19 protein-coding genes are annotated in these 21,705 nt (G+C 61.5%); 10 read left to right on the top strand and 9 right to left on the bottom strand.

Translation table 11 applies throughout. From position 1 onward, the window contains the following. Positions 1 to 91: 91 nt before the first annotated feature. On the top strand, positions 92 to 1,603 hold the full coding sequence (locus NE852_RS11795) for an ATPase domain-containing protein (protein WP_008525607.1): 1,512 nt from the start codon (positions 92 to 94) through the stop codon (positions 1,601 to 1,603). After that, positions 1,596 to 3,743 carry an ATP-binding protein gene (locus tag NE852_RS11790; RefSeq protein WP_308821740.1) on the top strand — a complete coding sequence of 716 codons (2,148 nt, stop codon included), beginning with the start codon at positions 1,596 to 1,598 and terminating at the stop codon, positions 3,741 to 3,743. Before NE852_RS11795 ends, NE852_RS11790 begins: the two co-directional genes overlap by 8 nt. On the opposite strand, the gene mobB is transcribed toward NE852_RS11790, so the two are convergent. The 3 genes from mobB to NE852_RS11775 are packed head-to-tail and all read right to left on the bottom strand — an operon-like array spanning position 3,675 to position 5,752. Next, positions 3,675 to 4,196 (bottom strand): molybdopterin-guanine dinucleotide biosynthesis protein B, encoded by a 522-nt coding sequence (gene mobB / locus NE852_RS11785; protein ID WP_008525614.1) that lies wholly within the window; start codon positions 4,194 to 4,196, stop codon positions 3,675 to 3,677. The genes NE852_RS11790 and mobB overlap by 69 nt on opposite strands. Further along, entirely contained in the window at positions 4,193 to 4,822 is a 630-nt protein-coding gene (mobA, locus tag NE852_RS11780; protein WP_008525616.1) for a molybdenum cofactor guanylyltransferase MobA, read from the bottom strand. Before mobA ends, mobB begins: the two co-directional genes overlap by 4 nt. Positions 4,823 to 4,843: 21 nt before the next feature. Further along, a complete protein-coding gene (locus NE852_RS11775; RefSeq protein ID WP_258156545.1) occupies positions 4,844 to 5,752 on the bottom strand; it encodes a DMT family transporter in 909 nt (302 codons plus the stop codon). Positions 5,753 to 6,093: 341 nt separating this feature from the next. Here NE852_RS11775 and NE852_RS11770 point away from each other — a divergent pair, with 341 nt between their 5' ends. After that, entirely contained in the window at positions 6,094 to 6,861 is a 768-nt protein-coding gene (locus tag NE852_RS11770; protein ID WP_008525633.1) for an SDR family oxidoreductase, read from the top strand. A 236-nt stretch (positions 6,862 to 7,097) separates the two neighbouring features. Here the strand turns inward: NE852_RS11770 and moaA are convergent, their stop codons facing one another. Then, entirely contained in the window at positions 7,098 to 8,144 is a 1,047-nt protein-coding gene (gene moaA, locus NE852_RS11765) for a GTP 3',8-cyclase MoaA (protein WP_008525636.1), read from the bottom strand. 134 nt (positions 8,145 to 8,278) lie between these two features. Between moaA and NE852_RS11760 the strand changes: the two genes are divergently transcribed. Both NE852_RS11760 and NE852_RS11755 read left to right on the top strand, forming a co-directional pair. After that, positions 8,279 to 8,653 carry a gamma-butyrobetaine hydroxylase-like domain-containing protein gene (locus NE852_RS11760; protein WP_037171100.1) on the top strand — a complete coding sequence of 125 codons (375 nt, stop codon included), beginning with the start codon at positions 8,279 to 8,281 and terminating at the stop codon, positions 8,651 to 8,653. Between the two features lie 28 nt (positions 8,654 to 8,681). Further along, positions 8,682 to 9,872 (top strand): low temperature requirement protein A, encoded by a 1,191-nt coding sequence (locus NE852_RS11755; protein ID WP_008525638.1) that lies wholly within the window; start codon positions 8,682 to 8,684, stop codon positions 9,870 to 9,872. A 105-nt stretch (positions 9,873 to 9,977) separates the two neighbouring features. On the opposite strand, the gene NE852_RS11750 is transcribed toward NE852_RS11755, so the two are convergent. Beyond that, complete coding sequence (locus tag NE852_RS11750) at positions 9,978 to 10,445, bottom strand: MarR family winged helix-turn-helix transcriptional regulator (RefSeq protein ID WP_008525641.1); 468 nt, start codon at positions 10,443 to 10,445, stop codon at positions 9,978 to 9,980. 47 nt (positions 10,446 to 10,492) lie between these two features. Between NE852_RS11750 and NE852_RS11745 the strand changes: the two genes are divergently transcribed. Further along, entirely contained in the window at positions 10,493 to 11,473 is a 981-nt protein-coding gene (locus NE852_RS11745) for an alpha/beta hydrolase (RefSeq protein ID WP_008525642.1), read from the top strand. Between the two features lie 37 nt (positions 11,474 to 11,510). Then, positions 11,511 to 12,122, top strand: coding sequence for a pyridoxamine 5'-phosphate oxidase family protein (locus tag NE852_RS11740; protein ID WP_258156544.1), 612 nt, complete (start codon positions 11,511 to 11,513; stop codon positions 12,120 to 12,122). 179 nt (positions 12,123 to 12,301) lie between these two features. On the opposite strand, the gene NE852_RS11735 is transcribed toward NE852_RS11740, so the two are convergent. Continuing rightward, positions 12,302 to 13,369, bottom strand: coding sequence for a GGDEF domain-containing protein (locus NE852_RS11735; protein WP_258156543.1), 1,068 nt, complete (start codon positions 13,367 to 13,369; stop codon positions 12,302 to 12,304). A 613-nt stretch (positions 13,370 to 13,982) separates the two neighbouring features. After that, entirely contained in the window at positions 13,983 to 15,590 is a 1,608-nt protein-coding gene (locus tag NE852_RS11725; RefSeq protein ID WP_008525670.1) for a fumarate hydratase, read from the bottom strand. 257 nt (positions 15,591 to 15,847) lie between these two features. Here NE852_RS11725 and NE852_RS11720 point away from each other — a divergent pair, with 257 nt between their 5' ends. After that, positions 15,848 to 16,675 (top strand): VCBS domain-containing protein, encoded by an 828-nt coding sequence (locus NE852_RS11720; protein ID WP_008525672.1) that lies wholly within the window; start codon positions 15,848 to 15,850, stop codon positions 16,673 to 16,675. Positions 16,676 to 16,910: 235 nt separating this feature from the next. Here NE852_RS11720 and fumC read toward each other — a convergent pair whose 3' ends face one another. Beyond that, complete coding sequence (fumC, locus tag NE852_RS11715; protein WP_008525674.1) at positions 16,911 to 18,302, bottom strand: class II fumarate hydratase; 1,392 nt, start codon at positions 18,300 to 18,302, stop codon at positions 16,911 to 16,913. On the opposite strand from fumC, the gene NE852_RS11710 reads away from it, so the two are divergent. Further along, positions 18,301 to 18,726 (top strand): hypothetical protein, encoded by a 426-nt coding sequence (locus tag NE852_RS11710; protein ID WP_164841421.1) that lies wholly within the window; start codon positions 18,301 to 18,303, stop codon positions 18,724 to 18,726. The genes fumC and NE852_RS11710 overlap by 2 nt on opposite strands. Beyond that, positions 18,723 to 20,639 (top strand): murein L,D-transpeptidase, encoded by a 1,917-nt coding sequence (locus NE852_RS11705; protein WP_008525677.1) that lies wholly within the window; start codon positions 18,723 to 18,725, stop codon positions 20,637 to 20,639. Before NE852_RS11710 ends, NE852_RS11705 begins: the two co-directional genes overlap by 4 nt. 186 nt (positions 20,640 to 20,825) lie before the next feature. On the opposite strand, the gene NE852_RS11700 is transcribed toward NE852_RS11705, so the two are convergent. Beyond that, positions 20,826 to 21,530, bottom strand: a complete 705-nt coding sequence (locus NE852_RS11700; RefSeq protein WP_008525679.1) for an HAD family hydrolase — start codon at positions 21,528 to 21,530, stop codon at positions 20,826 to 20,828. Between the last annotated feature and the right edge of the window lie 175 nt (positions 21,531 to 21,705).

Raw genomic sequence — 21,705 nt, 5'->3', positions numbered from 1 at the left:
CTCTTTGCCGGGGGCGAGAGCATGCTGCGCAGGCGATTTGACATTCCATTACGCGCCGCTAATTCACCGTTGAAGCTGAAGGAAACGATGAATGAATACTGCGACGCCTGCCACGAAAGCTCGGACCGGTGTGTCCGGCTTGGACACAGTTCTGGCAGGAGGCCTTTCCACCGGCCATGTTTTTCTCCTGGAAGGAAATCCGGGAGCGGGCAAGACGACGATCGCGCTGCAGTTCCTGATCGAGGGCATGCGGCTCGGTGAGCGTGGGCTCTATATCACGCTGTCTGAAACCGAAGAGGAGCTCCGGGCCGGCGCCGCATCGCATGGTATGGTCCTCGACGACAATATCGAGGTGTTCGAGGTCTTGCCGCCGGAAAGCCTGCTCGACGCCGACCAGCAGCAGAGCCTGCTTTATTCGTCCGACCTTGAACTCGGTGAAACGACAAGGGAAATCTTCGCCGCTTTCGAGCGGGTCAAGCCGAGCCGGGTGGTTCTCGACAGCCTGTCGGAGATTAGGCTGCTCGCCCAAAGCTCGCTGCGCTACCGCCGGCAGATCCTGGCGCTCAAACATTATTTTGCCCGGCAAGGGGCGACAGTGCTCCTCCTCGATGACATGACCTCCGATATGCTCGACAAGACGGTGCACAGCGTCGTCCACGGGGTCATCCATCTTGACGAACTGGCGCCGAACTACGGCTCCGAACGACGACGCTTGAAGGTCGTGAAATACCGCGGACAGGCTTTCCGTGGCGGCTATCACGATTTCACCATCCGGACTGGCGGCGTTGTCGTGTTTCCGCGTCTCGTCGCTGCCGAACATAGGTCGAGTTACGTTCGCGATCAGCTTCCCAGCAATATTGCCGAGCTGGATCTGCTGCTGGGAGGCGGGCTCGAACGGGGATCCAGCACGCTGATCCTCGGCCCCGCGGGCACTGGCAAGAGTACCTTCTCTTTTCAATTCCTGATGGCGGCGATCGCGCGTGGCGAAAAGGCCGCCGCCTTCATTTTCGACGAGGAGCTCGGCTTGCTGCTCACGCGCCTGAAAGGGCTGGGCATGGATCTCGAAGCCCTGCGGGACCAAGGCCTGGTGCATATCGAGCAGCTCGATGCCGCGGAACTGTCACCCGGCGAATTCGCACACCGCGTCCGTGCTTGTGTCGATAACTCAGGCGCAAAGTCCGTGCTCATCGACAGCATCAACGGCTACCAGGCTGCCATGCCGGATGAGAGTTCGCTGACATTGCATATGCACGAACTGCTGCAATATTTGAACAGGCAAGGCGCAAACACCTTTCTCACCGTCGCCCAACATGGGCTGGTCGGCGACATGAAGGCGCCTGTGGACGTTACCTACCTCGCCGATACCGTCATCCTGCTGCGTTACTTCGAGGCCGTGGGGCGCGTGCGGCGGGCAGTCTCCGTCATCAAGAAGAGGACCGGTTATCATGAGGACACCATTCGGGAGTATCGGATCGCTGGCAACGGTCTAACGCTCGGAGCTCCCATCGTCGGTTTTCAGGGGGTGCTTCGCGGCGTGCCGGAATTCGTCGCAACGACCGCACCGCTTTTGCCAACCGACAGCGAGGACGGCGGCAATTCCTAATTCCAACAACACGAAGGCCCTGATCTATGCACCGGCCGGCCGCGACGCCCAGGTCGCGGCATCGCTGATCGACGAGGCTGGACTATCATCGACGGCGGTTGGCGATTTGAAGCTCTTCGCGTCCTCGCTCGGTGACGAAATCGCGGTCGGCGTCCTGACGGAAGAGGCTGTCCGCGGGGGTGACCTGAAACCGATTGCTGCTTGGGTTTCCGCCCAGCCAAGCTGGTCCGATCTGCCATTCATCGTGCTTACCCAGCGCGGCGGAGGCCCTGAGCGAAATCCCGCCGCGGCTAGGCTCTCCGAGGTTCTTGCCAACGTTACTTTCCTGGAGAGGCCGTTCCACGCCACCTCCTTCATCAGTATTGCCCGAACGGCATTGAACGGACGGTTGCGCCAATATGAAGCGCGGGCCCGGCTCGAGGCATTGAGCGAAGGAGAGCGCCGGTTGCAGACGGCACTCGCTGCCGGTCGTCTCGGAGCCTGGGAGCTGGAACTATCCTCGATGCTCCTGTCTACCTCGGCGACATGCAAGGCAATCTTCGGCCGAGGCGTGGATGACGATGTGACGCGCGACGAGTTGATTGCAAGCATTCACCCTGACGACCGAGACCTCGTGCTGGCGAGCCTGCGCCGGACGATCGATACCGGACGCGACTATTCGATGGAGCATAGGACGGTCTGGCCGGATGGATCACTGCATTGGACCGAGGTGCATGCGCAGCTTTACGCCGACCGATATGGTTCTGGCAGGAAACTTGTCGGGGTCTGCTCCGATACCACCGCCCGCAAGGCCGTCGAGGAAAATCTGAGGCGGCTCAATGAGAACCTCGAAGAGCGGGTGAGGGAACGGACCGGGGAGGTCAACGCCGCCCACCAGACGCTGATCGAGGAAGTCGCCCAGCGCGAGAGAGCCGAGGAGCAGCTTCGCCAATCACAGAAAATGGAAGCGATCGGCCAACTCACGGGCGGCGTCGCCCATGATTTCAACAATCTGCTGATGGTCGTTCTCGGTAATCTGGAGCTGCTCGGCAAGTATCTCGCCGGAGACGCCAAGGCAACGCGCCTGGTCGACGGCGCGGTTCAGGGTGCGCGGCGAGGGGCGGCGCTGACACAGCGGTTGCTGGCTTTCGCCAGACAGCAGGATCTGCAGGTCAAGCCGGTCGATCTGGCCGAACTGGTCTCCGGCATGAACGACCTGCTTCGGCGCTCGGTCGGATCCTCGGTCAGTATCGAGGCCATCCTGCCGGCGACGCTGCCGCCGGCTCTGGTCGATGCGAACCAGCTCGAATTGGCGCTGCTCAACCTGGTGGTCAACGCTCGCGATGCGATGCCGGACGGCGGGACGCTGTCCATATCGCTGCGCGAGGAAAAGGTTGTCGGCGACAAAGGCGATCTCGGCGAGGGAGCCTATCTCGTATTGGCCGTAACCGACAGCGGCACCGGAATGGACGCGGAGACGCTGAAAAAAGCGGTCGATCCATTTTTCTCGACCAAGGAACTTGGAAAGGGCACGGGCCTCGGCTTGTCCATGATCCACGGGCTTGCCGTTCAGCTCAATGGCGCACTTCTTCTGACAAGCGAGCCTGGAGTGGGAACCACCGCCGAATTGTGGCTTCCGGCGACCGAACAGCGCCCCGAGCACCCGGCCGAGACAGGGCTGCCCGTCCCACAGGCAGCATCCAGACTGAAGATCCTTCTGGTCGACGACGATGCCTTGATTGCCATGAGTTCGGTCGACATGCTCGAAGATCTCGGCCACCAGGTCGCGGAGGCAAATTCCGGTTTGCAGGCGCTGGAGCTGATCAGGAGCGGCCAGCATTTCGACATGATGATCACGGATTATTCGATGCCCGGCATGACCGGCGCACAGCTTGCCCAGGCTGTGCGGGCCATTCATCCGGCGCTGCCGATCGTGCTGGCGACAGGTTATGCCGATCTTCCCGCCGGCGCCGATATCGATCTTCCAAGATTGGGAAAACCCTATAATCAGGCTCAGCTTGCCAAGGAAATCACCAAGGTGATGGCGGGTGAAAGGGCTCCGATTCCCAGATCCGGCAGCGGCGCGAGCGCTTCACGGTCTCGCCTGTCCAAGTCCGACGATCGCTGCGATGAAATCGGCGATGGCGCCTGTGTCGTCTAGGTCGAAGACCGGCAGGGCCGTATCCGCCACGGCGTGATCGGCGGCGATGGCGCAGATATGGGGATCGCTCGGCGCCAGCGGTTCACGATTGGCAGCCTCCAGGCGGCGGGCCTCAATTTTCGGGATCGGCTCGCGCTTATAACCCTCGATCAGCACGAGATCACAGGGGGCGAGGCGTGCGAGGATTTCCTCGAACTCGGGTTCGGGAGCGCCGCGCAGCTCGTGCATGATGGCATAGCGGGTGCCGGAGACGATGGTGACTTCATGCGCGCCGGCCTGGCGGTGGCGGTAACTGTCAGCGCCGACCTTGTCGATGTCGAAATCATGATGGGCGTGCTTGATCGTCGAGATCCTGTAGCCGCGATTGGTGAACTCGGTCACCAACCGGACGGCGAGCCCCGTTTTGCCGGAATTCTTCCAGCCGGCGATGCCGAAGACTTTTGGTGCCGTCATGTGCGAAGGGCCTCCAGCCAGCGTTCCGCCTCGACGAGATCGTCGGGCGTGTTGATGTTGAAGAAGGGGTCGAGCAGGCTGGCGCGCGTTGGATGCAGCGGAAACGCCACTTCCGTAACGTCTTGCCGTGACAGGAAGTCACGCACCCGGCGCTTTTCGTCGGTGGCGATCCAGGCTTCGAGATCGGCGGCTAGCGTCACCGGCCAGAGACCGAAGACGGGATGGCTGCGGCCCTCGGAAGCCGCGATGGCGATCTGCGACGGGCGCTCGACCGCGGCCGCCAGCCGGACGACGAGATCGGCCGGGAAGAACGGGCAATCGACCGAGACCGTGACGACATGGGTGATCGAGGGAAGGCCGGCGGCATAGATCATTGCTGCGTGGATGCCGGCCATCGGTCCGGCCTTGCCTGTAATATGGTCAGGAACGACGGGCACGTTCTCGCTGGAGGTGTCGGCATTGACGGCAACGGACATAACCTGCGGCGAGAGCCGGTCGAGCACATGGTGGAGCAGGTTTTCGCCTCCGAGCATCACGCCGGCCTTGTCGCGGCCCATGCGTTGCGAGCGGCCGCCGGCGAGTACGACGCCTGCTATATCGGATCTGTCGAGCGAAAATTCAGCCATTGTCCTGCCTCGGCGCTTTCGTCAGACCGGCGCGCGCGGCGCCGATTCCTGCGCGATCGGCGACACGCGGCGCTTGGCCTCACGATAGAACGTATAGAGGCCGGAGGCGATGACGATTGCAGCGCCCAGAAGTGTCCAGCCGTCCGGGACTTCGGCGAAGAAGAAAAAGCCGAGCAGTGAGGAAAAAATCAGGCTCGTATAGCGGAACGGAGCGACGAAGGAGATTTCCCCGGTGCGCATGGCGAGGATGACCGACTGGTAGCCGACGAGCACCAGCACCGAGGCGAGGAGGAGATGCCCGAGCGAGGTGGCGCTGACCGGCTGCCATCCGCCGAGCAGGGGAATGAGCAGCGCGCCGAAGAAGGAGATGGAGGTCGCGGTGATGACCGTGATCATCAGCGAGGGAATTTCCGGGTCGATCGACCGGGTGGCGAGATCGCGGCCGGCCGTCGTCAGCACCGCGGCGACGCAGAGAAGGGCGGCGGCGGTGAAGCCTTCCGGGCCGGGGCGGATGATGATCATCACGCCGATGAGTCCGACGAGGATCGCCGACCAGCGCCGCCAGCCCACAGGCTCGCGGAAGAACAGCGCGGCGCCGAAGGTGACGACCAGCGGCAGCGACTGCAGGATCGCCGAGGCATTCGCGATCGGCATCATGCCGAGCGCTGTAATGTAAGTGACGGCCGACAGCATCTCGCAGATGATTCTGAGGAGAATGATCGGCTTCAGCACGATGCTCCAGGAGCGCAGCGCACCCATCTGCCGGGCGATCAGATAGACGAGCAGGCTGGTGAAGAGGCCGCGGAGAAACATGATCTCGCCGGCGTTCATGTGGGCGACCACCGATTTGGAAAGAGCGTCGCTCGCGGAAAAGCCGGCCATCGCCATGCTCATATAGATGGCGCCCTCGGTATTGCGTGACCGCTGCATGAAGAGATTCCCATTATGTGCGCCCCTTCTTAGTCGGGAAGATACATGAAGGGAATCGAATGAATGTCACACCCGGGATAAATCGATGATGCGGCGCACAATGGCGCTGACGCCACCTCAGATTGGCAAGCCGAGATCGCGGCAAATCACCGTTTTCCAAAACGAAATCCGATATTTCCGACGCGGCGGCGAAGACTTCAGACCCTCCTTCAGCCGCGGGCGGTATTGCCATCGGACATCATCGTCGACGGGTGGATCATCGTTTGCCGCGCGGGAATCGGGTGGCTGCATCGCTTGATGTCTGAGATCTGAGATGCCTCGACAACCGAGGAGAAACGAACATGACACTTCTGAACAACAAGATCGCCATCGTCACCGGCGCAAGTTCCGGCATCGGCCGCGCGGCGGCCAAGGTTTTTGCACAGCAGGGTGCAAAACTCGTGATCAACGGCCGGCGGCGGGAGGCGCTCGACGCCGTCGTCGCCGAGATCGAGGCGGAGGGCGGGCAGGCCGTCGCCATATCGGGTGATGTCCGGGACGAGGCCCTGCAGGCACAGCTGGTCGAGACGGCGGTCTCACGCTTCGGCCGGCTCGACATCGCCTTCAACAATGCCGGCGGCCTCGGCGAGATGGGGCCGGTTTCCGGCTTGTCGCTGGAGGGCTGGCGCGAGACGATCGAGACCAATCTGACGGGCGCTTTCCTTGGCGCCAAGCACCAGTCGGCGGCGATGGGAGAGGGCGGCGGATCGCTGATCTTCACCTCCACCTTCGTTGGCCATACCGCCGGCATGCCGGGTATGGGCGCCTATGCCGCCAGCAAGGCGGGATTGATCGGTCTCGTCCAGGTGCTCGCCGCCGAACTCGCTTCCCGCAACATCCGCGTCAACGCACTGCTGCCCGGCGGCACCGACACGCCTGCCAGCATCACCAACGCGCCGGATGCTACGCGGGAGCTGCTTGCCTTCGTGGAAGGGCTGCATGCGCTGAAGCGCATGGCGCAACCGGAGGAGATCGCCAATGCGGCGCTGTTCCTGGCTTCCGACTTGTCGAGCTTCGTGACGGGTACGGCGATGCTGGCGGATGGCGGGGTTTCGATCAGCAGGACGTAGGACGGACGGTTGTGTCTGTGTTGGGGGGCCGGGGTTGCGGGTCTGAGCGATTCGATCACCCCGGCTCTTCCTTCGAGGCTTCCGGCTTTGGCTTCCGCCTCGGAATAATGTTCTCTTGGAGCTGGTGTTTTGGGAGTTTGCCGCAGCGTATCCCGGTCTTTCGCTTGGGCTCAGGGCGTTCGGCGCTGCGATCGATTCACTGGATCGATCGCTCCCCGCTTCGCGGGGACCGCGCCTCACCCACCCGTAACACTCATATGCCGGGCCACGGCCGGACGATTGTGCGTGCGGTCGATGATGAAGTCGTGGCCCTTGGGTTTGCGAGTGATGGCTTCGTCGATCGCGGCGTGGAGGAGGGCGTCGTCTTCGGTGGCGCGGAGTGCTGCGCGCAGATCGGCGGCGTCGTTCTGGCCGAGGCACATGTAGAGCGTGCCGGTGCAGGTGAGGCGGACGCGGTTGCAGCTTTCGCAGAAGTTATGGGTCAGTGGCGTGATGAAGCCGAGGCGACCGCCGGTTTCCTCGACCTTGACGTAGCGCGCCGGGCCGCCGGTCTGGTAGTCGATTTCAGCAAGGGTGAACTGACGTTCGAGATCGGCACGCAGTTCGGAGAGCGGCAGGTACTGGTCGGTGCGGTCCTCATCGATCTCGCCCATCGGCATCGTTTCGATGACGGTCAGATCCATGCCGCGGCCATGGGCGAAGCGCAGGATCTCCGGCATTTCAACATCGTTGAAACCCTTGAGCGCCACAGCATTGAGCTTGATCCTGATGCCGGCCTTCTGGGCGGCGTCGATGCCTTCCATGACCTTGCCGAAATCGCCCCAGCGGGTGACCTTGCGGAATTTGTCGGGATCGAGCGTATCGAGCGAGACGTTGATGCGGCGCACACCGCAATCAAAGAGTTCCTGGGCATGGCGGGAAAGCTGCGAGCCGTTGGTCGTCAGCGTCAGCTCGTCGAGACCGGAGCCGATCCTTTCGCCGAGCCGGCGCACGAGATACATGATGTTCTTGCGCACCAAGGGTTCGCCGCCGGTCAGTCTGATTTTGCTGACGCCCTTGGCAATGAAGGCGGAACAGAGACGATCGAGCTCTTCGAGCGTCAAAAGATCCTTCTTCGGCAGGAAGGTCATATTCTCCGCCATGCAATAGGTGCAGCGGAAATCGCAGCGGTCGGTGACGGAGACGCGGAGATAGGTGACGGCCCGCCCGAAAGGGTCGACCATAGGATGCGCATCCGCAACCAGCGGCGTCGCATTGCCTAGCGTTCCAACTCTGGTGTTCACCTGTATCTCCGTACTCCAGTCTATGTGGGCATATGCTATTGTCGCGTCAAGGGAAACAGCCCGCGTGCATGCCGATTTCAGCTTGCGCTGAAAAAGATCAACGCCTACTCCTCGCATCAGAAGAGGACAAAATGATGAGCGATATCTGGCCGAGCGAACTTCGCGTTTCGAAAGACCGGCAGCGGCTGGTAGTGACCTTCAATGACGGCCGGAGCTTCGACCTGTCGGCCGAATTGCTGCGGGTCCTGTCGCCTTCGGCGGAGGTGCAGGGCCACGGGCCGGGGCAGAAGGTGACGGTACCGGGCAAACGCAACGTCGCTATCATCTCGATCACACCGACCGGCAATTATGCGGTCCGGATCGGCTTCGACGACATGCATGATACCGGCATCTACACATGGACCTATCTGCGCGAACTCGGCGAACGCGGCGCAGAGCTGTTTTCGGCCTATGAGAACGAACTGAGCGAAAAAGGCATGAACCGCGACACCGCGGAAAGGCCGCGCTGAATTCCAATTTACAGCCGTCGGGGGACATATGGCGAAAGCGAATAGAAAGAACTGGCTGCGCGGCAAGGGCAACGCCGCCGGCAGCAAGGTGACCTTCCTCGAATTATTCTTCGACCTTGTCTTCGTCTTTTCGATCTCGCAGCTCTCGCATGCGCTCGCGGCCCATTACACCCCGCTGGGGGCGGCCGAAGCGGGTTTGATGACCTTCGCCGTCTGGTGGGTGTGGATCTTTACCGCCTGGGTGACGAACTGGCTCGACCCCGACAAGATGCCGGTGCGCGGCATGCTGGTGGTGCTGATGATGCTGGGGCTGGTGCTGTCTGCTTCCATCCCCGAGGCCTTCGGCGACAAGGGGCTGCTCTTTGCCGGCGCCTATGTGGCGATGCAGGTCGGGCGCTCGCTGTTTACGACCTATGCGATGACGCGCGTCGACCGCGCCAACACGCTGAATTTCATCCGCATCACGATCTGGCTGATCGTGGCGGCCGCCTTCTGGATCGCCGGCGGGCTCCTCGAGCATGAAGCCCGTCTGATCGCCTGGGTGATCGCGCTGGTGATCGAATACATAGGACCGGCCGCGGGCTTTGCCGTGCCGGGGCTCGGCCGCTCGACGCCGAGCGACTGGGACGTTTCCGGGGCGCATATGGCCGAGCGTTGCGCGCTCTTCGTCATCATCTGCCTCGGCGAGGCGATTCTCGTTTCCGGACGCACCTTTTCCGAACTGCCGATCTCGGGCCTGACCAGCCTCGTCTTCGTCACCGGCTTTATCGGGACGGTCGCCATGTGGTGGCTCTATTTCCGCTTCGGCCACGGGCGCGCCGCCCATCGCATCGAGCATGAGGAAACACCTGGGGCCTTGGCGCGGCAGGCCTTCACCTATGGGCACATTCCGATCCTGGCCGGCATCATCGTGCATGCGGTGGCGGTGGAATTCATGTTCTCGCATCCGCATGAGACAGGCGACTTCGCCATCGCCTTGGCGGTGCTCGGCGGCTCCGGCTTGTTCCTCGCCGGCAATCTCTGGTTCAAGGGCGCGACCAGCGGGCGTATGCCGCTGTCGCATCTTGCAGGCCTCGTGCTTCTGATCCTGCTTGCCTTCGTGGCCCCCTTCATCGAGGTCTATCTGCTCGGCATTCTCGCGACGCTGGTGCTGATCATCGTCGCTGCCTGGGAATATCGCTCGCTGAGCGGTACATCGGCGGCGCCGTCGTTGCATTGATCATCAAGCGCCTCGCATCGAACCTGGTTCATGCAAGGCGCTTGAACTCCTTGTTTTATGCATGTCGTCTTCCCAAAACCGCTGCACACTTTTGGGCGACATGCATCAATCGTCGTCGCGCAGATCTTTCAGCAGCACGGTGATGATGCGCTCCATCGAGGTGGCGGTCGCCATGCATTGCTCGATCGGCTCGTCGGAGAGGGTGCGCTCGATGAGATCGGTCTGGATCACCATCGCCGACTCCGTCAGCCTGCGCCCCTCCTCGGTGAGATGGAGGCGCAGCACGCGCTTGTCGCGCTCGTCGCCGCGCCGCTCGATCAGCCCGCGTTTTTCCATCTGCGGCAGCAGCATGCTCATGTTGGAGCGGCCGACGAGAAGCTTGCGCGCCAGCTCCTGCTGCGAGATGCCCTGGAAACGGTAGAGATTGACCAGGATATCGAGATGAGGGGGCTTGATGTCGAGATCGGCAAGCGAGCGGGCCAATGATTGCTGCATGAGCTGGCAGGCGCGAGCCACCGCGATCCAGCTGCGAAAACGCGGATGATCCCAGGGCAGGGATTGATTTTTGTTCATCGTTGTACTTTATTGTTCAGTGTTGAACAGATTTCTGGATTCCCACTATGGCAAATTTCGCGCTCAAGGTCATCCGCCTCGGGTTCTCGGGCCTGCAGGCGGTTTCGCCTGATCTGGCGGGCAGGGCGGCGTTCCTGCTGTTCTGCCGCACGCCATCGCCGCGGCCGAAGGGCGAGAAGGCGAAGGGTGCGCATGCAGCGGGCGCGGCGCGGCTTGCCGACGCCGAGCGCTTCATTCTTAGGCTTGCGGGCGGGGCCAGGGCGCATGCCTACCGGCTGAACGGCGGGGCGATCGGCCGGCGAAAGCGCTACCTCGTGACCCATGGCTGGGGTTCCAGCGCCGTATACATGGCCGATCTCGTTTCAATGCTGGTGGCAACGGGTGCCGAGGTGGTGGCGCTCGATTTTCCCGGCCATGGGCGCGCGGGCGGGCGCTTCCTGCATATGGGACTTGCGGTCGAGGCGATCGCAGCGGCGGAGGAGCGGTTCGGCGCTTTCGATGCGGCGATCGGCCATTCCTTCGGCGGTGCGGCGCTGATGGTCTCAGCGGCAGGACTGCTGCCTGACGTGGCGCCCGCCACGGCTGGGCGATTGGTGCTGATCGGCGCGCCGAGCGAGATGGCCTGGCTATTTGCCGATTTCGGCCGGATGGTCGGCCTTCGCTCCACTGCCCAGGCAGCACTGGAGAATGAAGTGCAACGGGTCACCGGGCGGAGACTCAGGGATTTCGACGTCGGAGCGGCGGCGAGCGGCATCAATCGGCCTGTGCTCATCATCCATGCCGAGGACGACAAGGAGGTGTCGCCGGCTCATGCCAGGCGTTACGGCGCGGCGGGCCAGCGCGTGCGGCTGCTCTGGGCGAACGGTTTTGGGCACCGGCGCATCGTCGGTGCGGCTCCGGTGCTTGCCGCGATCGCAGGCTTTCTCGAAGGCGATCGGTGCGAGCCGGATGTCCCGGGCGAAAGCATCAAAAAAGATGCGGAGATCATTCCATTTTTTGAGCTTCCGGCGAGGCGCGCGGCATTGTAGCGTCCGGGGCGAAGATCAAGCCGCGGCGGGACGCCTCATGAAAATCATCAGCAGTATCGAAGAGCTCAATACGATCTATGGCGCCGGACTGTCGCAGGCCTCGATCGACAAGGTGACCAAGCGGTTGACGCCGCTCTATCGCGAGATGATCGAGATCTCGCCTTTCGCGGCGCTTGCGACCGTCGGGCCGGAGGGGCTCGACTGTTCGCCGCGCGGCGATCTCGGCGGCGTGGTGCGCGTCGTCGACGACGAGACGGTGCATCTGCCGGACTGGCGCGGCAACAATCGCGTCGATTCGCTCTCCAATATCGTGCGCGATCCGAGGCTTGCCCTGATGTTTCTCATCCCGGGCTCGAATACGACGATGCGCATCAACGGCCGCGGCGTCGTCTCCGATGACGAGGCGCTGCTTTCGAGCTTCGAGATGGACGGCAAACATCCCCGCACCGTCGTCGTCATCTCGATCGACGAGGTCTACTTCCAATGCGCCCGCGCCGTCATGCGGGCCGAACTTTGGAACGCCGAGCATTTCGCCGATCCGGCAAGCCTGCCGACGCCGGGTCAGCTGTTGAAGGCCGCGGTCAGTGATTTCGATCAGGAAACCTACGATCGGGAATGGCCTGGGCGGGCAGCGAAGACGATGTGGTGACCGCCGCTATCAAATTGTGACGGCTCAGTTTTTTGACAAGCTTCGCCCTACTCGACGTCATCCTCGGCCTTGTGCCGAGGATCTGCTGCACTGGTGCAGATGCTCGGGACAAGCCCGAGCATGACGAAAGAGGGGTTGTCGCCTTGTGGTGACAGCGTGCGCGCGGCGCGAGACTGCGATCAGGCCTTATAAATCAGCCAGCTCTTGGTGAAATCCTTCTGCATGCCGTCCTGGTAGAGGATGGTGCAGTTGCGCCCAGCGTTCTTGGCGCCGTAAAGCGCGATGTCGGTCTTGCTATAGAGTTCGCCGGCATCCTCGGCACTGGAGGCCATGCAGACGCCGATAGAGACGGTGACCGGGCCGTAATTCACCCGCGTTCGGGAATTCTTGAACGGGGTGGTTTCCAGCGTGCGGCGGATGCGCTCGGCGATCGCCATCACTTCCTCCGGCGTATTGCCCTCGATGATGAGCGCGAATTCCTCGCCGCCGGCGCGGGCAACGAAGACGTCCCGCCGGACATTGCTGCGGATGACGGAGGCGACAGTGGCAAGAATCTTGTCGCCGACCGGATGGCCGTAGGTGTCGTTGATCTTCTTGAAATTGTCGATGTCGGCGAGCAGCAGCGCCGTCACCGGCCGCATGCCGGGGCTGTTGAAGACGGCGGCAAGGCGATCGTCGAAGGCGCGGCGGTTGGAAAGGCGCGTCAGCGAGTCGGTATTGGCGATGCGCTTGTATTCGTCGAGTTCCTTGCGGACCTGATCCATCTCCTGCGAGCGCTGGACGACGTCTTCGACGGTGCGTTCGCCATGCGCCATGGTGTCGCCGGTCGCCTGGCTCAGGAGCTCGATGGCGTTTTCGATCAGCTCGACGCTGGCATTGCTCTTGGAGGTGATGCGCTTGTGGGTCTCGCCGAGCAGCCTCGTATAGCTTTCGAGCGAGCTTTGTTCCTGCTTCAGGATGCGTAACAGGCCGTCGAGTTCGCCCGATATGCGCGAATGGGCGTCGTCGAAAACGCGGGTGGGGCTGCTGGTGAAATATTGCGCGCCGAGCGCGTCGAGTTCGGCCTGGCTCGCCTGGCTGCCAAGAGCCGCAAGCTCGCGGGTCAGCGCAGGATTGGAGCCGATATAGGCTTCGTAGAAGAGTTCGTAATTGCGAGGTATCGGCGCAACGCCCATCGAGCGCATGGCATAGGTGATTTGACCCGCTACGTCGGGAACCTGCACCTTGGGCGCGACAGCCGTATTCATCCGGCGAACTCCTCATATATTCGAAGGCAATAATTTACTTGTTAGCTTAAATTTCTTGGGAAAAGATTAAAGCGACATATACCAAAGATTACATACGACAACTTCCTGCGGGGCCAATACTTCAATCAGGCCTATGATTTTGCACAAGAAAATGCATCTTCGGCGGAACAGTGCATGCCCGTTGAACGGGAACGGTGTTAGAAAAACTTACAGTTCTTCTCGTGATTTTATGAAAACATCTCATCATATTTCTTACGCTATCCTAGCAGTCACCCTGGTTGCCGGCAGCACCTTACTGTCTGAGCGCGCCGGCCTCTTTAACGGAGCTTTCCGCACGGAGATCCTTGCGAGGGTGGATGGCGGGGATGTTGTTTGCGCTGCGGATGTTGCGGTCCTGGCGCAGGATGCCGGCCGGTCCGATCGGGCATCGGCGCGGTAAAAGCGGGCAGAGAGAGCAGATGATGGAGGCAGCGCGTCCTCACCGCCCTTCGTCTACGCTCGCCCGTCGCACCGGCTGCCGCCACCTCACTCTAGAGAAGAATGATGTGACGGCGTCCCTTTACTGTAGCGTCGGTAATTGGAACCCTGCGAAAATACTTCGCGCCCGCCGCAATTATCCCAAATTCAATTCCTGGAAGAAATCATTGCCCTTGTCGTCGATGACGATGAAGGCGGGGAAGTCCTCGACCTCGATCTTCCAGACCGCTTCCATGCCGAGCTCGGGATATTCGAATACCTCGACCTTGCGGATGCAGTCCTGCGCGAGGCGGGCGGCAGGGCCGCCGATCGATCCGAGATAAAAGCCGCCATGCTTCTTGCACGCCTCGCGCACGGCGCGCGAGCGGTTGCCCTTCGCAAGCATCACCATGGAGCCGCCGAAGGACTGGAACTGATCGACATAACTATCCATGCGGCCGGCTGTCGTGGGGCCAAAGGAGCCGGATGCGTAACCAACCGGCGTCTTTGCCGGGCCGGCATAGTAGACCGGGTGGTTCTTCAGGTAGTCGGGCATGCCTCCGCCCTTTTCCAGCCGTTCGCGGATCTTGGCATGGGCGAGATCGCGAGCAACGATAATGGTGCCGGTCAACGACAGGCGCGTCTTGACGGGATGCCTGGAAAGTTCGGCAAGCACCTCGGCCATCGGTCGGTTGAGGTCGATATGAACGGTCGATTCCGACAGTTTCGCCTCGTCGATGTCAGGCATGTATTTGGACGGATCGGTCTCGAGCTGTTCGATGAAGATGCCGTCGCGGGTGATCTTGCCCTTGGCCTGGCGGTCGGCGGAACAGGAGACACCGAGGCCGATCGGCAACGAGGCGCCGTGGCGGGGTAGGCGGATGACGCGCACGTCATGACAGAAATACTTGCCGCCGAACTGGGCGCCGACGCCCATCTGCTGCGTCAGCTTGTGAATTTCCTTCTCCATCTCGACGTCGCGGAAGGCATGGCCGCTCTCCGAGCCCTCGGTTGGCAGCTCGTCGAGATAGCGGGTGGAGGCGAGCTTGACGGTTTTCAGGTTCATCTCGGCCGAAGTGCCGCCGATGACGATCGCCAGATGGTAAGGAGGACAGGCTGCCGTCCCCAACGTCAGGATCTTCTCCTTGAGGAAGTCGATCATACGGTCATGCGTCAAAAGCGAAGGCGTGCCCTGATAGAGAAAGGTCTTGTTGGCCGAACCGCCACCCTTGGCGACGAAGAGGAATTCGTAGGCGTCGGTGCCTTCCTCATAGATATCGATCTGGGCCGGCAGGTTGTTCCTGGTGTTCTTCTCTTCGAACATCTTGATGGGCGCGAGCTGCGAATAACGCAGGTTCTTCTTTTCATAGGCGTCCATGACGCCGCGGGCGAGCGCTGCCGTATCCCCGCCCTCGGTCCAGACCCTGCGGCCCTTCTTGCCCATGATGATCGCCGTGCCGGTATCCTGGCACATGGGCAGCACGCCGCCGGCGGCGATGTTGGCATTCTTCAGGAGATCATAAGCGACGAAGCGGTCGTTGTCCGTCGCCTCGGGGTCATCGAGGATCGATGCGAGCTGTTTCAGATGGCCGGGGCGCAGCAGGTGGTTGATGTCGGCAAAGGCGGTCTCGGCGAGCAGGCGGATGCCTTCCGGCTCGACGGTCAGGATCTCCTGGCCTTTGAACGTATCGACAGAGACGTGATCGCTGCTGATCTTGCGGTAGGGGGTGGCATCCTTGCCGAGGGGAAAGAGATCGTCAGCCATCGAATGACCTTTCTGGGTGGCGTGCGTCGCTAGATTGGAACCGATCTAAATCCGCTGCAGTGCAAAAGCAATCGGGATGCGGCGGAGTCTGGCGTGGGGGCCATGTCGTGCGGCGTTTTGCAGCCGGCGCGTCACACGCGGCAGGAGAGTGAGGAAAACAACGTAGCCGACATCCGTCGCGAAACAGACGACTTCAGGTTGCCTTCCGTTCGAGTCCGGGCCATATTCCCCGCAACGTTAACGTGCCGGGGCTTCCAATGACAAATGCAAAGCCAACTGCTGTCGACGACCTTCTCGTTTTTTTCGAACATGATTGGATCCGCGGGGATCTGCTGCGCCTCGCCAGCGATCCCGAGGGAGCGGACATGTATGCTCGCTTCGTCAATGGCGTGCGTATCGACGCCAAGCATGGGCCTGACCATGAAACGATCATAAGGGGCGAGTATGGAACCTTCAAAGTGAAGCCTGACGGTCACTTCTCGTACGAGCTCGACTACACGCTCGACGTAGTGAAGAATCTAGCGAAGCACGACCAGCTCGTCGAGAAGCTGAGCTACAAGATGTCCGATGGCTCAGGCGGCACGGATCTCGGCGTGCTGACCCTTGCGATCGACGGTGTCAACGAAGACGAAAAATACCACGAAGTCCTGGATTTCGACGATATGGGCGTCTTGTCGAGGGCGGATAATTTCTCGTTGCCCAATTACCGTGGCTTTGCGCTCGCCGTGAACGGCAGCCATGACGTGACCCTTCTGAACGGCATCGTCTACGATACCATCCCCGGCGTCGACGCCATCACCGAGGATGGTTTCAGCGATACCGTTCTAGCCCCGGGTTCGGCGCCCGTGACCTTGAAATTACTCGATGGCGGCGAATTCACCTTTCAGAGCGTTTCGATCGCCGAATTGTCGGCATCGCCGTTTCACCTGACGCTGACCGCCTTGAACGACGGGCAGATCGTCTATCAGCAGGAGCTCGAAGTCACCGGACCCAATCTCGAGGTCAATCTCGAAGACATCGAAGAAATCCGTTTCGACTTCATGGGCAATTCGGTGGTGATGGACAATTTTTCGCTATTGGTTTGAGATTTGCCGGGTGTGTTGCGGAGCTGGCGAGGCGCCTGCTCACTCTCCCTCATTCGCTTCCTCGGGTTTTACCCGCGGGATGGCACAGGAATCCAGTGCGCCCAAGTCCTTTGGCGCGAAGGACTCTTTTCTTTGAAGTATTGATTCATTCACGGCGCGGATGCGCCGTGGCTGGATTTCTGTGACAGGCACATGGGGACGAGAGGTAAGCGCCCTAGCGCCCTACCTCTAGTGCTTACTTCGGGCCGATCATCGTCTCAGGCCGCACGATCGCGTCATATTCTTCCGACGTCACCAAACCGCTGGCGAGCGCCTCCTCCTTCAGCGTCGTGCCGTTCTTATGCGCCGTTTTGGCGATCTTGGCGGCTGCGTCGTAGCCGATCTTCGGGGCGAGGGCGGTTACCAGCATCAGCGAGCGTTCGAGGCCGGCCTTGATGTTGTCCTCGCGCGCCTCGATGCCGACGACGCAATTGTCGGTGAAGGAGACAGCGGCGTCGGCGAGCAATTGCACCGACTGCAGGAAGTTGTAGGCCATCATCGGATTGTAGACGTTGAGCTCGAAATGGCCCTGGCTGTCGGCGAAGGTCAGCGCGGCGTGGTTGCCGAAGATGTGGATGCAGACCTGCGTCAGGGCTTCGCACTGGGTCGGATTGACCTTGCCGGGCATGATCGAGGAGCCGGGCTCGTTTTCCGGGAGCGCCAGCTCGCCAAGGCCCGAACGCGGGCCGGAGCCGAGCAGGCGGATGTCGTTGGCGATCTTGAAGAGCGCGGCGGCGGCCGCATTGATGGCGCCGTGGGAAAAGACCATACTGTCATGCGAGGCGAGCGCCTCGAACTTGTTCGGCGCGGTCACGAAGGGCAAGTCAGTGATGGCGGCGATCTCTTCGGCGACCTTTTCGGCGAAACCGACCGGCGCGTTAAGGCCGGTGCCGACAGCGGTGCCGCCCTGGGCGAGTTCGCAGAGGCCGGGCAGGGTCATCTCGATGCGTTTGATTGCCGAGCCGACCTGGGCGGCATAACCCGAAAATTCCTGGCCGAGGGTCAGCGGCGTTGCGTCCTGGGTATGCGTGCGGCCGATCTTGATGATATGGCTGAACTCGGTGACCTTCATGTCGAGGGCGGCATGCAGGTGCTTCAGCGAGGGCAGCAGGTGATGGGCGATCCGTTCGGCACAGGCGATGTGCATGGCCGTGGGATAGGTGTCGTTCGACGACTGGCTCATATTGACGTGGTCGTTCGGGTGAACCGGCTTCTTGGAACCCATGACGCCGCCGAGCATTTCTATTGCACGATTGGAGATTACTTCGTTGGCGTTCATGTTCGATTGCGTGCCGGAGCCGGTCTGCCAGACAACAAGCGGAAAGTGGTCGTCGAGCTTGCCGTCGATCACTTCCTGGGCGGCGTCGACGATGGCTTTGCCGAGCGCCGGATCGAGCTGGCCGAGAGACATGTTGGCTCTGGCGGCCGCCTGCTTGACGATCCCGAGCGCACGCACGATCGACAGCGGCTGCTTTTCCCAGCCGATCTTGAAATTGCCGAGCGAACGCTCGGCCTGGGCGCCCCAATATCGGTCGGCGGCGACATCGATGGGGCCGAAAGTATCGGTTTCGGTGCGGGTTGCGGTCATGAGCTTTGCCTTCCCTTTATATGCTGCTTTCCGACTTCTTCGAAGGATGAGGTCTTATAGGTCGGAAACCCCGACAAGAAAACCATATGGCGCGCTAAATATTGAGAGGTTTGGTCATGTTTTTGAGGGCCTGGCGGCGTGCTTTTTCGGCCACTTTCGAAATTTTATGCGCGGGCACGTTTTTGCCGCACTGGTCCGCCAGCGAAAATTCGGTAAAAAATTAACTAATAATTTCATAATTTTGTGTGAACTGTTGCGCGGCTCCGCGCAGGCTTTTTCCTCACATGAAATTGAGTCCGCGGACGCTAGCGGCGAAGGCCGGTTTCTGATGAATGGGCCGGACGCTCTTGAGCTTCGCGGATTTGAATTTGAGCCTTGCGCTCGTGACAAGAACAGCATGACACCGGGACTGGAAGATATATGACGTTCGTTTTGAAAAGCGCGGTATCCGCATTGGCAATTTCCTGCGGCCTGGCAGTGTTGAGTGCCGCGCCTGCGCATGCCTATACGCTGATGGATATGCTGCGCGGCGACAGGCAGCGGAGCCAGAGCACCATCTTCATGGACCAGGCGCCCGGCCGGCCGGTGCCGCGCGGCGCTGTCGGCCCAGGCGGCTCGCTCGGCGGACTCGATCCGGAAGCGGCGCTGCCGAAGGTGAGCGGACCGCGTTATTACACCTACAAGACCGAGACGCTGCAGTTCGTCGACACCAGCAAGTTTGCCGATCCCGCTGTTACCGGCGCGGTCGCCGATGTTTCGTCGAGCGGCGATGCCGGGGTGGAACCCGCGGTACAGCGCCGCTTCCTGGCGCAGGCCAAGGTTCGTGCCAATGCCGACGTCGCCAAAGCGCTCGAAGCCTATTATGGCGACAGCCGCAATCCGCTCGTCTGGATCGACGGCAGCCAGGTCAGCGAGGGCGCCAAATCGGCAATGGCAGCACTTGCCGATGCGGCCTCTGTCGGTCTTGATCCGGCCGACTACGCCCTGCAGGCGCCCAATATCGATCCGGCCAATCCAGATCCTGCCGCCCGCGACCGGGCGCTGATGCAGTTCGAACTCGATCTTTCGGCAAAGGTGCTCGCCTTCGTGCAGGACACGGTGCGTGGCCGCATCGACCCGAACAAGATTTCCGGCTATCACGACTTCCAGCGCAAGGCGGTCAATCTTGCGCCGGTGCTGAAGCTTGCCCGAATGAGCCCGGATGTCGGCGCCTACATCGCCAACCGCTCTCCCGACAGCCCGCAGTTCCTGGCGCTGAAGGCCGAACTTGCGAAGCTTCGCGCCGCCGATAGCGGCACCGAAGAGCGAATCGTCATTTCGCTCGACCGGTCGCTGAAGCCCGGTGACAGCTCGCCGGAGGTCGCCAATATCGTCAAGGCGCTCCAGAAGCACGGTTCCGAAAAGCTGAAGACCGATCATGCCGCGACGCTTGCCGCCTATGCTGGCAGCAGCGATTATTCGCCCGATATCGTCTCGCTGGTCGAGGATTTCCAGAAGGAGCGCGGCCTGAAGTCCGATGGCGTAATCGGCCAGGCGACGGTGCGCGCCATGATCGGCGGCGATAGCAATGCTTCCAAGATCGACAAGCTCGTCGTTGCCATGGAGCAGGCGCGTTGGCTGCCGGAAGATCTTGGCTCCCGCTATGTCATGATCAACCAGCCGGCCTTCATGGCCTACTACCACAATGACGGCAAGGAACAGCTGTCGATGCGCGTCGTGGTGGGCGGCAAGAACAACCAGACCTATTTCTTCGACGACGAGATCGAAACGGTGGAATTCAACCCGTTCTGGGGCGTGCCGCAGTCGATCATCATCAACGAGATGCTGCCGAAGTTGCGCTCGGACCCGAACTATCTCGATCAGCTCGGCTACGAAGTCGAGGTCAACGGCCACGCCGTCGCCTCATCCAGCGTCGATTGGTACGGCTCGACCGACAACGTCTCGGTGCGCCAGCCGCCGAGCAGCGACAATGCGCTCGGGGAATTGAAGATCCTGTTCCCGAACAGCCACGCGATCTATATGCATGACACGCCGTCGAAGAGCTTCTTCAAGCGTGACATGCGTGCGCTCAGCCACGGCTGCGTGCGCCTTTCCGAACCGCGCGCCATGGCGGCCGCCGTGCTGGGTACGACTGTCGACGATGTCGCCAAACAGATCGCCACCGGCCAGAACCATGCTGTGAAGGTGCCGCAGAAGATCCCGGTTTACGTCTCTTACTTCACCGCCTGGCCGAACAAGGACGGCGTGGTGGAATATTTCGACGACGTCTATGGCCGCGACGCCTATGTCGACAAGGCATTCGATGCGACGACCAAGGCGCGTGGGGCGCAGATCTGATATCCGGATTGATGGTTATACGAGCGGGCGGTCCTTGGGGCCGCCCGTTTTGTTTTTGGGGTGTCTGCGTGCTGCAATATGAGGATGGGACGTGCCGTGCGGCCGCGTCATCCGACCCTTCGGGAGAAGGTGCCGGCAGGCGGATGAGGGGGCCCAACTGCAGGGCATCGGAGAAGTTTCCAACCCTCAAACAGCAACCTTCGCCGCATATTCCCGCAACAACTTTTCCACCAGTTCCGGCGTCAGCTCATCGAAATGGGTGATGACGACATCCGGATCGAGGCTGGAGACCGCCACGTCGGAATAGCCGAAAGGTACGGCGATCGACGGCACGGCGGCATTCCTGGCGACGGCTATGTCGTTGATGCTGTCGCCGATCATCACGGTTCGGAGAATATCGCTGCCGGCACGGGCGACGGTGCCGGTGAGATGGCGGGCGTCGGGTTTGCGGTATTCGAAGGTGTCGCCGCCTGTTATGGCGTCGAAATAGTGGGTGAGGCCGAGCTTGTCGAGCAGACCGAGCGCCAGGCTCTCCATCTTGTTGGTGCAGACGGCAAGGCGGTAGCCTGCTGATTTCAGCCGGTCCATCGCGGCGATCAGGCCGGGATAGGGTTCAGTGTGGCCGGGCATGCCGGCGGCATAGTGAGCGACGAAGCGCTCGACCAGGGCCGGCATGGCCTCGCCTTCCAGCGGATGGCCGCGCAGCCGGCAGGCGCGCTCGATCATCACTCGCGCGCCATGGCCGACGAGATGGGTGAGGTCGTCATAACTGACCGGTTCGAGGCCGAGGACTGCGATCGTATGGTTCAGGCTCACGACCAGGTCCGCATGGGTGTCGAGAAGGGTGCCGTCGAGATCGAAGACGACGAGCGGAGCGGGGGCAGGGGTCAAGGGTTTGCCTCTTTGTGCGATGGGGAACGACTGCCTCGCCTGTGCGAACGATGGCCGTCCATGGAACGATGTCGGCGGTAGCGACTGTCGTCACCGGGAACGATGGTATCGCTTCTGAGGTAGGCGATCGCGCGGCGGAAAGCAACGGCCTTGGGATTACCGGGAAGGCCGCAGG

It is taken from the genome of Rhizobium sp. Pop5 (assembly GCF_024721175.1).
Lineage (GTDB): Bacteria > Pseudomonadota > Alphaproteobacteria > Rhizobiales > Rhizobiaceae > Rhizobium.
The sequence above is the reverse complement of the archived record's forward strand: the minus strand, read 5'-3'. Positions and strand labels throughout refer to the sequence as shown.